Source organism: Actinomycetospora lemnae, from assembly GCF_028737315.1.
In the GTDB taxonomy this organism is placed as follows: domain Bacteria; phylum Actinomycetota; class Actinomycetes; order Mycobacteriales; family Pseudonocardiaceae; genus Actinomycetospora; species Actinomycetospora lemnae.
The window spans coordinates 205,609-218,655 of sequence record NZ_JAQZAO010000008.1 but is presented as its reverse complement, the minus strand read 5'-3'; the positions used below and the strand labels follow the sequence as shown (position 1 = coordinate 218,655).

The 13,047-nt window shown below is 75.7% G+C and carries 15 protein-coding genes; 8 read left to right on the top strand and 7 right to left on the bottom strand.

Annotation, left to right across the window (positions count from 1 at the left end; genetic code table 11):
• Window positions 1-15: 15 nt before the first annotated feature.
• Window positions 16-339, top strand: coding sequence for a YrhK family protein (locus PGB27_RS19380; protein WP_274202026.1), 324 nt, complete (start codon window positions 16-18; stop codon window positions 337-339).
• Between the two features lie 62 nt (window positions 340-401).
• Entirely contained in the window at window positions 402-1,277 is an 876-nt protein-coding gene (locus tag PGB27_RS19375; RefSeq protein WP_274202025.1) for a DUF1206 domain-containing protein, read from the top strand.
• Between the two features lie 16 nt (window positions 1,278-1,293).
• On the opposite strand, the gene PGB27_RS19370 is transcribed toward PGB27_RS19375, so the two are convergent.
• The 3 genes from PGB27_RS19370 to PGB27_RS19360 form a co-directional block, all read right to left on the bottom strand.
• On the bottom strand, window positions 1,294-2,160 hold the full coding sequence (locus PGB27_RS19370) for an acyl-CoA desaturase (RefSeq protein WP_408630098.1): 867 nt from the start codon (window positions 2,158-2,160) through the stop codon (window positions 1,294-1,296).
• Between the two features lie 352 nt (window positions 2,161-2,512).
• On the bottom strand, window positions 2,513-2,800 hold the full coding sequence (locus PGB27_RS19365) for a hypothetical protein (RefSeq protein ID WP_274202023.1): 288 nt from the start codon (window positions 2,798-2,800) through the stop codon (window positions 2,513-2,515).
• 78 nt (window positions 2,801-2,878) lie between these two features.
• Entirely contained in the window at window positions 2,879-3,760 is an 882-nt protein-coding gene (locus PGB27_RS19360; protein ID WP_274202022.1) for a Rieske (2Fe-2S) protein, read from the bottom strand.
• 94 nt (window positions 3,761-3,854) lie between these two features.
• On the opposite strand from PGB27_RS19360, the gene PGB27_RS19355 reads away from it, so the two are divergent.
• The gene (locus PGB27_RS19355; protein ID WP_274202021.1) at window positions 3,855-4,139 is read left to right on the top strand and encodes a DUF6343 family protein; all 285 of its coding nucleotides are present in this window, start codon (window positions 3,855-3,857) and stop codon (window positions 4,137-4,139) included.
• A 2-nt stretch (window positions 4,140-4,141) separates the two neighbouring features.
• Here the strand turns inward: PGB27_RS19355 and PGB27_RS19350 are convergent, their stop codons facing one another.
• Window positions 4,142-4,969 carry an IclR family transcriptional regulator gene (locus tag PGB27_RS19350; protein ID WP_274202020.1) on the bottom strand — a complete coding sequence of 276 codons (828 nt, stop codon included), beginning with the start codon at window positions 4,967-4,969 and terminating at the stop codon, window positions 4,142-4,144.
• Window positions 4,970-5,103: 134 nt separating this feature from the next.
• On the opposite strand from PGB27_RS19350, the gene pcaH reads away from it, so the two are divergent.
• From pcaH to PGB27_RS19330, 4 genes are read left to right on the top strand one after another with little or no spacing between them, the layout of a single operon-like run.
• The gene (gene pcaH, locus PGB27_RS19345) at window positions 5,104-5,796 is read left to right on the top strand and encodes a protocatechuate 3,4-dioxygenase subunit beta (RefSeq protein ID WP_274202163.1); all 693 of its coding nucleotides are present in this window, start codon (window positions 5,104-5,106) and stop codon (window positions 5,794-5,796) included.
• Window positions 5,796-6,404 (top strand): protocatechuate 3,4-dioxygenase subunit alpha, encoded by a 609-nt coding sequence (pcaG, locus tag PGB27_RS19340; RefSeq protein ID WP_274202019.1) that lies wholly within the window; start codon window positions 5,796-5,798, stop codon window positions 6,402-6,404. The genes pcaH and pcaG overlap by 1 nt, the downstream gene beginning before the upstream one ends.
• Window positions 6,401-7,594: a 4-hydroxybenzoate 3-monooxygenase gene (locus PGB27_RS19335; RefSeq protein ID WP_274202018.1), complete on the top strand. Its 1,194-nt coding sequence runs from the start codon at window positions 6,401-6,403 to the stop codon at window positions 7,592-7,594. Before pcaG ends, PGB27_RS19335 begins: the two co-directional genes overlap by 4 nt.
• Before the next feature lie 51 nt (window positions 7,595-7,645).
• Window positions 7,646-9,022 carry a glycosyltransferase gene (locus tag PGB27_RS19330; RefSeq protein WP_274202017.1) on the top strand — a complete coding sequence of 459 codons (1,377 nt, stop codon included), beginning with the start codon at window positions 7,646-7,648 and terminating at the stop codon, window positions 9,020-9,022.
• Between the two features lie 19 nt (window positions 9,023-9,041).
• On the opposite strand, the gene PGB27_RS19325 is transcribed toward PGB27_RS19330, so the two are convergent.
• Complete coding sequence (locus tag PGB27_RS19325; protein WP_274202016.1) at window positions 9,042-9,530, bottom strand: Lrp/AsnC family transcriptional regulator; 489 nt, start codon at window positions 9,528-9,530, stop codon at window positions 9,042-9,044.
• Window positions 9,531-9,610: 80 nt separating this feature from the next.
• On the opposite strand from PGB27_RS19325, the gene PGB27_RS19320 reads away from it, so the two are divergent.
• Window positions 9,611-10,744, top strand: a complete 1,134-nt coding sequence (locus PGB27_RS19320) for a DMT family transporter (protein ID WP_274202015.1) — start codon at window positions 9,611-9,613, stop codon at window positions 10,742-10,744.
• A 274-nt stretch (window positions 10,745-11,018) separates the two neighbouring features.
• Here the strand turns inward: PGB27_RS19320 and PGB27_RS19315 are convergent, their stop codons facing one another.
• Both PGB27_RS19315 and PGB27_RS19310 read right to left on the bottom strand, forming a co-directional pair.
• Window positions 11,019-12,329, bottom strand: a complete 1,311-nt coding sequence (locus PGB27_RS19315) for a sensor histidine kinase (RefSeq protein WP_274202014.1) — start codon at window positions 12,327-12,329, stop codon at window positions 11,019-11,021.
• Window positions 12,326-12,988 carry a response regulator transcription factor gene (locus PGB27_RS19310; protein WP_274202162.1) on the bottom strand — a complete coding sequence of 221 codons (663 nt, stop codon included), beginning with the start codon at window positions 12,986-12,988 and terminating at the stop codon, window positions 12,326-12,328. The genes PGB27_RS19315 and PGB27_RS19310 overlap by 4 nt, the downstream gene beginning before the upstream one ends.
• Between the last annotated feature and the right edge of the window lie 59 nt (window positions 12,989-13,047).

Below are 13,047 nucleotides of genomic sequence, written 5' to 3'. Positions count from 1 at the left end.
GCAAGCTGCGCGCCCATGAGCGCAGGCACGTCGAGCAGCGGTGACACCCCGGGCGGTCACCTGCCGCCGTTGGTCTACAAGCTCGGACACGAGGAACTGGTCATCCGACGTCGCTACGAGGTGCTGTCGATCGTCAACGACATCCTCGTCGGTCTGTGGTTCCTCGTCGGCAGCATCCTGTTCTTCTCCGAGGAGACGACCTACGTCGGCACCTGGTTCTTCGTCATCGGCAGCGTCGAGCTGCTGATCCGACCGGTCATCCGGTTCTCGCGACGGGTGCACCTGCAGCGCGTGCCGCGGGCGCCGGGCATGCCGACCGACTTCGGGCCCGACTACTGAGGGGCCGGTGAGGCGCGTCGCAGCGCGTTTCGCCGGCGGGCCCGTCCGGCGATCACGCGGCCATGACGTCGGGGTCGGAGAGGGTCGAGGCGGTCGGGGAGGCCGCCGGGCACGCCATCCTCGAGGCGGGCGACCGGGCCGTCCACGGCGGCGGCGACGCGCCCAGCCGGCTCGTGGAGCTGCTCGGGCGGGCGGGCCTGGTCGCCTACGGCGCGGTGCACCTGCTCGTCGCCGGGCTGGGGCTGCGGCTGGCGTTCGGCCAGGCCTCCGAGGTGGACCAGCAGGGCGCGGTCTCGGCGGTCGCGGCCGTCGGGCTCGCGGGCGTGCTCGTCCTCGTGCTGTTCGTCGCGGGGCTCGTGGCCTTCGCGGTGTGGCAGGTCACGGCGGCCGTCGCCGGGTTCCGCTGGGTGTCGGGCGGGGAGCGCTTCCGCAAGCGGGTCGGCGCCGCGGCGAAGGCGATCGCCGTCCTGGCCGTCGCCGTCGTCGCGGCCCGCACCGTGCTCGGCGATCGCGAGGGGGGCCGCGCGGGTCCGCAGAAGCTCGTCGTCTGGCTGCTGGGGCTGCCGCTCGGTTGGCTCCTGGTCGCCGCGGTCGCGGTCACCGTCGTCGTCATCGCGTGCTCGATGGTCTACACCGGGCTCGCCCGGACGTTCATGGGCGACCTCGTCGACGACGTGCCGGGCGGGGTCCGGCGCGTCGCCGTCGTGCTCGGCGCGGCCGGCAACCTCGCCCGCGCCGTCGCCTTCGGGGCCGTCGGCGTCCTGTTCGGCGTGGCGGCGAACCACGTCGACCCCGCCCGGGTCGGCGGGCTCGACGAGGCGCTGCGCGTCCTGGTCAGCCAGTGGCAGGGCGTGACGCCCCTCGTGGCCATCTCGCTGGGACTCGCGGCGTTCGGCGTCTACTGCTTCGTCGACGCCCGCTACCGGCGCGCCTACTGAGCTCCGCCCGGAACGGTCACGCCGCCGCGCGGGCCGCCAGCCGGTCGAGACGCCGGGCCGTCGGCCACTTGACGTTCGTCGCCCAGCCGAGCTTCTCGAACAGCCAGATCGTCCGCGCCGAGATGTCGATCTGACCCCGCCCGACGCCGTGGCGCGCGGAGGTCGGGTCGGCGTGGTGCAGGTTGTGCCACGACTCGCCCATGCTGGGGATGGCGAGCAACCAGACGTTGGTCGACCGGTCGCGCGAGCCCCAGGGCCGCTCGCCGACGAGGTGGCAGATCGAGTTCGTCGACCACGCGACGTGGTGGCTCAGGCCGACGCGCACCAGGCTCGCCCAGAAGAACGCGGTGAGCGCCCCCCACCACGACCAGGTCACGAGCCCGCCGATGAGCGGCGGCGCGCCCAGGCTGATGACCGTCAGCGGGGTGAACCAGCGGTGCACCGCGCGCATGTCCGGGTCCTCGATGAGGTCCGGGGTGAAGCGCTTCTGGTTGGTCAGCGAGCGGTCGAAGATCCAGCCCATGTGCGCGTGCCAGAACCCGCGCACCAGCGCCGCCGGCGACGTCCCGAACGCCCACGGCGAGTGCGGGTCGCCCTCCTTGTCGGCGAAGGCGTGGTGGCGCCGGTGGTCGGCGACCCAGTGCCGGATCGGGCCCTGCACGGCCATGCTCCCGGCGACGCCGAGGGCGATCCGCAGGCCGCGGGCGGCGCGGAAGGCGCCGTGGGTGAAGTAGCGGTGGAACCCGACCGTCACCCCGAGCATCGTCAGCACGTAGAAGCCGGCGGTCAGACCGACGTCGAGCCAGGTCAGCCCCCAGCCCCACGCCAGCGGCACGGCCGCGATCAGCGCGACGAACGGCACGAACGCGAAGAGGTAGACCATGACGTGCGGCGCGATGTGCCGCTCGTGGTCGGACAGGTCGCCCTGCCGGGCCGGCTCGGCCGGGGCGGGCGCTGCGGGCTCGGTGAGCGCTGCGGGCTTGAGCGCTGCGGGCTCTGCGGGACGGGTGTCGGCGGGCGGGGAAGCCGGACCGGACGTCATGCGGGGATGCTCCCGAGGGGCGGGCGGTCCTGGGCGACGGGCTCGTCGACCAGTGGGCGGGATGCCTTCGTCCCCAACCCTGACACGGGGATCGGAGGGGCCGCGCTCCGGGCGGCGGCCGCCGGAGGAGGTTCGCCCGGCGGTCGCCGTGCGCTCACCCGGACGACGCACCGCCGTGACGGGGGCGGAGCCGTCACCGGCCCGTGGCCGTGGCCGGCGCCGTGAGGTCGGACTCCTCGTGCAGCTCGGTGAACACCGCGGGCGCCATGTCCCCGCCCGAGGCCATGTCCTTCTCGGTCTCCGCGCGGAACCGGGCGAGCGCGTCCTCGTCCGGGAAGGTGAGCAGGACCACCACGCGGTCGTCGTCCGCGCGGAAGACGCGGGCGCTCTCGCACTCGCGCGCGCCGTCGGCCTCGGTGAAGGCCTGGCGGAAGTAGTCGAAGCCGTCGGTGGGGAAGTCGGCGAGGGCGTGCACGGTCATCAGGCGGTCCTCCTGCGGGGTCGTGCGGTGCGGGACGGCGTCGGGTGCCCGACGCCGGTCCCGGCGCACGCGTGACGCTCAGCTCGCGGGCACGCCCTCGTAGCCGGTGACCGCCAGCTCGAGGCGTCCGTCCCGCACCCGCGTGCGGAACGTCGGCTGCGGCGCGGTGGCCGGGCCGTGGACGACCGAGCCGTCGTCGAGGCGGAACACGCTCCCGTGCCAGGGGCAGACGACGCACTCGGACCCGTCGGTGCCGGTCAGCCGGCCCTCGTGCAGCGGGGCCGAGGCGTGGGCGCACCGGTCGGCGAGGGCCTTCACCTCGTCGCCGTGCCGCACGACCAGCACGCCGACGTCACCGACGATCCGGCGGGTCGGCTCGCCGTCGGGCAGCTCGGCCAGGGTGCCGACGTCGGTCCAGTCACCCGGCCCGATGTGCGGGTAGCCCTCGGCGTGGTTCGCGCCCATGGCCTGGTGGTAGGCCATGTGCCCGCCCAGGGTGGCGCCGACCGTGCCGACGGCCAGCGCGGCCCAGCCCCACAGCGCGCCGCGCAGACCGCGCCCCCGCGCCCGGGCCGCCAGCGACGCCGCGTAGCCCGCGAGCATCACGCCGTTCGCGGCCGCGTGGACGACCCCGACGCGCTGCTGCTCCTCGTGGCCGTCGGCGTAGTCCGCCCACCCGGCGGCCGCCGTGGGCACGGCGGAGACCATGCCGATGAGGATGAGCGCCGTCGCGGGACGCCGGGTGCGCGGCAGGACGTCGAGGATCCCGGCGGAGGCGAAGCTGCCGACGGAGAGCTGCGCGAGCACCGGGTGCAGCGGGTGGCCGAGCCACACGCCGTGCAGCGCGTCCTTGACGTCCTGGCGCCGGAGGACCTTGTGGACCGCGTCGCGCGCGGGCGCCGCGATCTTGTCGAGGGCGGGGGTTCTCGCGAGACGGTCGATGTCGTCGAACGGGCGCATGGGGGTCCTCCCGGACGGTGGTGGTGCTCGGGTTTCGCCGATCACGGGCCCCGGGCAAACCCCGCCCTTTCCCACGACCGGACGGAGGAACGCCGTGGCCGACCGGCGCGAGCGCACCCGCGAGGACTACGAGCGGGGGCTGCCCGACTACCACGATCCGACCGCGGGCTTCGGCGGCGCGGCCCCGACCTACAGCGCCCTGACCTTCCGCGCGGTGCTCGCGGCCTTCGGGCTGCTGAGCTCGATCGCGGGCGTCGTGGTCTTCCTCGTGGTGCTCTACCTCCCCTGGGCGGCGATCGCCTTCGGGGTGGTCGCGCTGATCTGCCTGGTCGACCTCGGGTGGGTGCTCTACCGCAAGGCCCGCGGCGAGCCGGGCTGAGGTCAGCCGCCGGTCGGGGACGCGCCGGCCGGCAGCGGGCTGACGACACCCGCCGGACGCCGCCGGGCCGACGGCGCCCCGAGGGCGCGGGAGATCCCGCGGGCCGCGGCGCGCACGGCGGGCACGATCGCGCGCGGCTCGGCCCCGGCGCTCGGCACCACCACCGAGAGCGAGGCGACGACCCGCTCGTCCTCGCCGCGGACCGGCGCGGCCACCGACAGCGAGAGCAGGTCGACCATGCCGTCGCACACCGCCACGCCCTCGCGGCGCACGGCGGCGAGGGTGCGTCGCAGCTCGTAGGGGTCGGTGATCGTGCGCGGGGTCAGCGCGGTCATCGGCGCGGCGAGGACCTCCTCCTGCACGGCGGCCGGCGCGTACGCGAGCAGCACCTGGCCGACGCCGGTGGCGTGCAACGGCATCCGCCCGCCGACGCGGCTGAACACGCGGACGGCCTCGGGGTGGGCGAGCCGCTCCACGTAGACGACCTCGTGCCCGTCGCGCACCCCGAGCTGCACGTTCTGCCGGGTCGCCTCGTAGAGGTCCTCGAGGTAGGGCATCGCGCGTTCCCGCAGGCCCAGGCTGCGCGGGGCGAGCGCGCCGACCTCCCAGAGCCGCAGGCCGATCCGGTAGCGCCCGTCCTCGCCCCGCTCCAGCGCGCCCCACGACGCGAGCTCGCCGACGAGCCGGTGGGCGGTCGAGAGCGGCAGGCCCGCCGCCCGCGCGATGCCCGAGAGCGTCAGCGCCTCGGCCCCGGGACCGAACGCGGAGAGGATCCCGAGGACGCGGCCGGTCACCGACGGTCCGTTGCGGGCGCCCTGCGCTGGGCTCACTCCTGGCTCCTTCCGGTGGCCGGAAGCTCGATTCTGGCACGGCGGCACCACCAGGCACCCTGACGCGGGTGAGCGCATCCCAGCAGCCCGCGACGCAGCGGGAGGTGTCCGCCGAGATCGCGACCGCGGCCGGCGTGCCGCCGCGTGCCGACGGCCACCCCGAGCGGGCCTACGGGCCGTACCGGAGCACCGCGCTGCGCGCCCCGCAGCAGCCCTTGGTCGTGTCGCCGCCGAGCCTCACCGAGCTCGCCGCGCCCGTCTTCGGTGCGCGCGACGTGGCGCCGATCGACGCGGACCTGACCCGTCACCACACCGGCGACCCGCTCGGTGAGCGGATCATCGTCACCGGCCGCGTGCTCGACGGCGACGGGCGCCCGGTCCGCCACCAGCTCCTCGAGATCTGGCAGGCCAACGCCGCGGGCCGTTACCGCCACGAGGGCGACCAGCACCCGGCCCCGCTCGACCCGAACTTCACCGGCGGCGGTCGCGCGATCACCGACGACGAGGGCCGCTACCGCTTCGTCACGATCAAGCCCGGCGCGTACCCGTGGCGCAACCACACCAACGCCTGGCGGCCGGCGCACATCCACTTCTCGCTGTTCGGCACGGCGTTCACCCAGCGCCTCGTCACGCAGATGTACTTCCCGGGCGACCCGCTGTTCGGGTTCGACCCGATCTTCCAGTCGGTCACCGACGAGAAGGCCCAGCAGCGCCTCGTCGCCGCCTACGACCACGACGTCACCGAGCCGGAGTGGGCCCTGGGCTATCGCTGGGACATCGTGCTCGACGGCGCCCACGCCACCCCGCCGGATCCGGACGGAGTCTGATGCTCGAGCTCACGCCCTCCCAGACCGTCGGGCCGTTCTTCGCGTTTGGGCTGCCCTTCGACGGCGGCGGTGACGTCGTCCCGGCCGGGACGCCCGGCGCGATCACGCTGCACGGCACGGTCCGCGACGGTGCCGGCGCGCCGGTGCCAGACGCGCTGCTCGAGTTCTGGCAGACCGGCCCCGACGGGCGCCTGCCGACCCGGTCGGGCTCGCTGCACCGCGACGGGCGGTCGTTCACCGGCTTCGCCCGCGTGCCCACCGACCGCGCCGGCGACTACCACCTCCGCACGCTGCGCCCGGCGGCCCCGTCCGGCTCGCCGCACGCCCCGCACCTCGCGGTGGCCGTGTTCGCCCGCGGCCTGCTGCACCACCTGTTCACGCGCGTCTACTTCCCGAACCACGTCGAGGCGAACGCCGCCGACCCGCTGCTCTCGGTCCTCGACGAGGAGCGCCGCGCGACCCTGGTCGCGGTACCCGACGGCGGCCCGACCGGCCCCGGCTACCGCTTCGACGTGCGCATGCAGGGCCCCGGCGAGACGGTCTTCCTCGACCTGTCCACGCACGGCCTCGCCCAGCCCCCGGTGGCGACGACGGAGACCCCGGCATGACCGCCCCGTCGCGGACCCAGGTCGCGATCGTCGGCGGCGGGCCGGCCGGGCTGATGCTGTCCCACCTGCTGCGGTTGCGCGGGGTGGACTCGGTGGTGCTCGAGGCCCGCCCGCGGGAGCGGGTGGAGACCCGCCAGCGCGCCGGCATCCTCGAGCACGGCACGGTCGACGCGCTGCGCGAGGTGGGAGCCGACGCGCGGATGGACGAGCTCGGCCTGCCCCACGACGGCTTCGAGCTGCGCTTCGCGGGCCGCAGCGTGCGGGTCGACATGCAGGCGCTGACCGGTCGCAACGTCATGATCTGGGCGCAGACCGAGGTCACCAAGGACCTCGTCGCGCTGCGCCTGGAGCAGGGCGAGCCGCTCCTGTTCGAGGCCGAGGTCCTCGCGGTCGAGGACGTCGAGACGGACGCGCCCCGGGTCCGCTACCGCCACGACGGCGCCGAGCACGTGCTGCACGCCGACGTCGTCGTCGGCGCGGACGGGTCGTACGGGCCGGCACGCAAGGCCATCCCCGAGCCCCTCGTGCGCCGCTTCGAGCGCGTCTACCCGTACTCGTGGCTGGGGATCCTCGCCGACGTCGCGCCCTCGTCGCACGAGCTGATCTACGCCCGCGGGCGGACCGGGTTCGCGCTGGCCTCGATGCGCTCGCCGAGCGTCACGCGCGCCTACATCCAGGTGCCCAACGGCACCGACGCCGCCGACTGGGCCGACGAGGCCATCTGGGACGAGCTGTCGGCCCGGTTCGCGCTCGACGACGGGTCGTTCACCCTCGGGCGCGGCGCGATCACCGACAAGTCCGTGACGCCGATGCGCAGCATGGTGTGCGAGCCCATGCGCCACGGGCGGCTCTTCCTCGCCGGCGATGCCGCGCACATCGTCCCGCCGACCGGCGCGAAGGGCCTCAACCTCGCCGTGGCCGACGTGCGCGTGCTGGCCGAGGCGCTGGGCGAGTGGTTCGCCACCAAGGACGAGACGCTCATCGACGCCTACTCCGACACGGCGCTGCGCCGTGTCTGGAGGGCGTCGCACTTCTCCTGGACGATGACGACGATGCTGCACGTCGACCCCGACGGCGACCCGTTCGACGAGCAGCTCGCCCTGTCCCACCTGCACCACATCGAGACCTCGGAGTCGGCCCGGCGCGCGCTGGCCGAGAACTACCGCGGGCTGGCGCTCGGCGCGGTGTAGGGCACGCCTAGGCTGCGGGCCCGACGATCTCCACACCCGGGGGAGCACCGCATGGGCGACCGGCTGATCTTCCAGCTGGGCACCAACAACTGGCAGCGCGACGGGGAGTTCGCCCCCGGCTCGGGCATCCTCCACGAGGCGCACCACCGCGCCTACAACGAGATCCCCGGGGTGCGCGCCTACTCGATGTATCCCTCCCGGGTGCAGCGCACGCGCGCGGGCGAGGACGACGTCCGGGTGTTCGCCCTCGACCACGACATCCCGATCTGCGAGTCGGTGTCGCCGGTCAGCAGCTACCGCTGGCACGCGATGAGCCCCGAGGAGGTCGACGCCTACCGGGCGCGGCTCGTCGCCGAGGTCACCGCCTTCGTCGACGAGGTCGAGGCCGCCACCGGCGGTGAGTTCGGCCTGTTCATCGCCCACCACGCGTTCATGAACACCGTGGTGCTGCGCGACGTGAACCGCGCCCGCGTCGCGGCCGGGCGCTCGCGCGTCCCGGTGGTCTGCTTCGCCCACGGCACCGAGCTCAAGATGTACGTCCACGAGCAGCGCGGCGAGGACCCCACCGAGTTCCCGTGGCGGTTCCTGCCGTTCGTCCAGCAGGAGAAGATCTTCGACTGGGCGGATCCGGACCACGGCGTCGACGTCGTCGCCGCGATCTCCTCGGAGCAGATCGAGGCGTTCTCGGCGATCTTCCCCGAGTTCCCGCGCGAGCGGATGGTGCTCTCGCACAACGGCTACAACCAGCAGGTCTTCCACCCCGACCCGGCGACGTACGACGACCGGGAGCAGGTCCTCGCCGGCTTCTCCACCCAGCCCCCGCCCGGCGTCGAGCGGTCCCCGGAGCCCGTCGCGCCGGCTGGTGGGTTCGACGCCGTCGTCGCGTTCGTCGGGAAGTTCGCGGACTGGAAGCGTCTCGACGCGCTGCTGACCGCGGCCGCGTCCTACGAGCGCGGGGACCGGCGCGTGCTCACCGTGATCGCGGGCTCGGGGCCCGTCGAGCAGCAGGTCGCGATGCACGAGCTCGTCGCCACGCTCGGGCTCGAGCGGACCTACCTGGTCGGGCCGCGGCAGCAGAGCGAGCTCGCGACGCTGTTCGCCTGCGCGGACGTCGGCGTCTTCCCGTCCTACCGCGAGCCGTTCGGGCTCGTGTTCCTCGAGTGCATGGCCTGCGGGACGCCCGTCATCGGCGCCGACTCGGGCGGGCCGCGCGACTTCGTGGTCGACGCCGTCGGGACGCTCGTGCCCGAGACCGACGACCGCGCGGTCCTCGCCGACTCCCTGGCCGCCGCGGTGACGACGGCGCTCGACGAGGGCTGGAAGCAGAGCAAGGGGCCCGAGGCGGCGCGCTACGCGCACGACGGGTTCAGCGTCGTCAAGCAGGTGTCGGACCTGCTCGCCGAGGTCGACCGGCTGACCGCGGGCTGAATCTCCGAGCTCGCTGCGGTCAGACGCGCGTGACCCGGTCCACCAGGGCCGAGGTCGCGACCATCGTCGTGAAGCGCGCGACGCCGGGGACCCGCGCGAGGGTGCGACGCAGCAGGACGTCGAGGGCCTCGACGTCGGCGAGGTCGATGCGCAGCAGGTAGTCGACGTCGCCGGTGACGTGGTGGCAGCTCACGAGGCCCGCGAGGTCGACGATGTGGCGCTCGAACCGACCGACGGTGTTCTCGGTGTGGTCGACGAGGGTGACCGTGAGGTGCACGACGAGCCCGCGGTCGACCGCGACCGGGTCGAGCACCGCCCGGTAGCCGCGCACCACCTCCTCGCTCTCCAGGCGCCGCAACCGCCGCTGCGCCGACGACGGGGAGATCGACACGGCCTCCGCGAGGTCGGCGAGGCTCGACCGCCCGTGGTCCGCGAGGTGGTCGAGGATGCGGCGGTCGACACGGTCCAGGGAGGGCTGGGCGGATCGTGCACGCTTCGGCGCGGTCATGGGCTCATCATGCGCCTCCTGACGATCTCCTCTCGATGATCGCCCGGCATCGCCCGCCTTCCCGCGCGCACGGTGGAGGCATGACGGGAGGCATGTCGCGTCGGACGGCGCTGGTGGCGATGGTGCTCGCGGGTGCGGGCTGGGGTGCGGTGTTCGTGGCGCCGGAGCTGGCGCCGCTCGCCCCCGCCCTGCTGCTGGCGATGGGACGGTTCGTGGCGTTCGGGGCGGTGTCGCTGCCCCAGCTGCGCGCGGTGCTGCGCGCCGACGTCCCGTGGGTGCGGGTCGTCGCCCACGCCGTGACCGGCTCGCTGCTCTACTACGGCCTCGTCGCGCTGGCCGTCCGCCTCGCCGGCCCGACGATCGCCGTCGCGACCATCGGCCTCGTCCCCGTCGTCATGGCGCTGATCTCCGCCCGGCACCGGGGGCGCACGGGCCTGGTCGCCCTCGTGCCGGCGCTCGCGCTGGTCGGCGTCGGGCAGGTGCTGGTGCACCTCACGCCGACCCCGGGGCCCGGCGGGTGGTCCCTGGTCGTGGGCACGGTGCTCGCGCTGATCGCCGTGGCCTCGTGGAGCTGGTACGGCCTCGACTCGCACCGACTGCTCGCGGCGCGCCCGGACCTCGGGCCCGTCCTCGCGGGCGCCCAGGGCCTCGCGGCGGGCGTGCTCGCCCTGCCCCTCGGGGCCTGGCTGATCGCGACCGAGGGCGTGCCGGCCGAGCCGGTGCGCGCGCTGCTCGTCGTGCTCTTCCTCGGCCTGGTGTCCTCCTGGCTCGCGGTGCGGCTCTGGCACGCCGCGGCCGCCCGCCTGTCGCCGGTGCTCGTCAGCCAGCTGATGGCGACCGAGACCGCCTGGGGATTCGTGTTCGCGGCCGTGCTCGCCGGCGCCGTGCCCGGCCCGGTGGCCCTGCTCGGCGAGGTGGCGCTGGTGGCGGGCGTCGCCCTCGCGGTGGTCACCGACGGCCACCGCGAGCGGCGGGAGCGCGCCCACCCCTCCGGCGCCGGCATGGGTCCCGAGGTGTTCCAGCCTGGCGTCCACGCTGACACCGGACGCCAGGAAAGCCCCCACGATCACGGCGGTCACGAGGCGCCCGGCTCGTCGGCGAGCACCGCCCGCGCGACGCGCAGCGCCGCCTCGCGGATGCGCGACGACCGCGGGTCCTCGGCCGAGGCGTGCGCGACGGCCTCGAGCAGCGCGCACACCTCGAACCCCGCGTAGTCGCCGGCGAGACCGGCGTAGCGGCCCACGGCCACCCGCCGCCGGAGCACGGCGGCGGCACGGTCGATGGTCTCGGCGTCGAGGCGCGCGCGGGCGCGGCGGTGGTCGAGCGTGGACATGGCGGCTCCCCGGGGCACGGCGGACGATGCGGCGCCGCGGGGGAAGCGCGACACCGCCGATCCTGCCCGCGACCCCCGACAGCGGGGAGCTGCGCGCTCTCCCGGTGGGGGAGCGAGGGCGTCCCCGGGTGCGTGGGAGGCAGCGAGGGAGTCCCTCAGGCCGCCGGCCAGCGCACCACCAGCCGCAGCCCGCCGTCCGGGGACGTCGTGGCCCGGGCCGTCCCGCCGCGCCCCGCCACGAGGCGTCCGACCAGCGCGAGGCCGAGCCCGCTGCCCTCGCCGGCGTCGGGCCGCAGGCGGGTGAAGCGGTCGAAGATGCGCTCGCGCTCCGCGGGCGGCACGCCCGGCCCGTCGTCGTCGACGAGCAGCCGCACCCACCGCCCCGCGGGTACCACCGCCACGTGCACGACGGTCGCGGCGTGCCGGCGGGCGTTGGCGAGGACGTTGTCGAGCACGATCGCCACCTCGGCGGGCGTCGCCGCGACCGCGACGGGCGTCGGGGCCCACAGGGTCGTCGCCACGGTGAGGTCCTCGGGCAGCCGGGCGAGCGCCTCGCCGACGGCGTCGACGAGGTCCACCGGGCGGGCCGGCACCCGCTCGCCCGCGTCCGCCCGCGCCAGCGCGAGGAGGTCCGCGACCAGCGTGGACAGGCGCTCGGCCTCCCGGGCCACCGACCGCCACGTCGTGTCGGCGGACGCCTGGTCGGGGTGCGCGACGGCGACGTCGGCCTGGGCGCGCAGGGCGGCGATGGGCGAGCGCAGCTCGTGGGCGGCCTCGCTGGTGAAGCGCTCGAGGCGCGCCACGGCGTCGTCCCGGCGCGCCAGCAGAGCGTTGATCTCGCCCGCGAGGGCGGCGAGCTCGTCGCGGGCGGGCGGCACGGGCAGGCGCTCGCCCGGCGGCAGCGCCGCGGCCGCGGCGCGCATCCGGTCGACCGGGCGCAACGCCACGCGCACCGCGACCCACGCCGCGGCCGTCACCCCCACCGCGCCCAGCAGCACCGTCAGCGCCAGCACCCGCGCCGCCTCGGCGACGAGGGCCGCCGCGTCCACGAGGTCGCGCGCGGCCAGGACCAGGCGCGGGGACCCGTCGGGCGCGGGGACGGGGACGGCCACCCAGCGCTGGGTACCGACCGGGCCGGGCACGGTCACCGGTTCGCCGGCCGCGAGGCGGCGCACCGCGTCGGGACCCACCGGGGCCGGGCCCCGTCCGTCCACCGGCGCGCCCGCGAGGTCGACGACCCGCACGCCGAGCGGCACCGCCGTCCCCGCCGCCACGGCGCCCGACGCGGCGGCGGCCCGCTCGGCGAGCGCGGCGTCGCCGCTGCGCACCACCGCCGAGAACAGCAGCCCGCCCGCCACCCGGCCCACCGCGAGCAGGGCGACGACGGCCACGACCCCGACGACGACCGTGATCCGCGTCCGCAGCGAGCGCCGCGCCCACCAGCCCGGGGCGTGGCCCACGCTCACGCCCCGCCCAGGCGGTAGCCACGCCCGCGCTCGGTGCGCACCAGGTCGGCCGCGCCGACCGCCGCGAGCTTGCGCCGCAGGTAGCCGACGTAGACCTCGACGACGTTGCGGCTCGCCGACCCGCCCCCGCCCCACACCGCGGTGAGCAGGTCGTCCTTGGTCAGCACGGCGTCCGGGCGGACGGCGAGCGCGTGCAGCACCGCGAACTCGCGCGCCGAGAGCTCGACCTCCCGGCCCTCCCACGTCGCCGAGCGCGTCGCCGGGTCGAGGCGCAGCCCGCCCCGCACGATCCGGGGCGCCGGCGGGCCCGCCCGCCGCAGCACCGCCCGCAGCTGCGCGACGAGCACGACGAACGAGAACGGCTTGACCACGTAGCCGTCGGCGCCGAGGTCGAGCCCGTCGGCCTGGTCCACCTCCCCGTCCTTGGCCGAGAGCAGCAGCACCGGCGTGGCGACGCCCTCGGCGCGCAGCGCCTCGAGCACGCGGTAGCCCGAGAGACCGGGCAGCAGGATGTCGAGCACGACGGCGTCGTAGGCGCCGGTGGCGGCCTCGCGCAGGCCCGCGTGGCCGTCGCCGACCGCGTGCACGTCCATGCCCTCGGCGGCGAGGCCTCGGCGCAGGGCGTCGCGCACCCCGGGCTCGTCGTCGACCACCAGCACCTTCGGCACACCCCCGACGGTAGGGCCTGGGTCGGACAGGGGGTGGGCACGAACGCTGA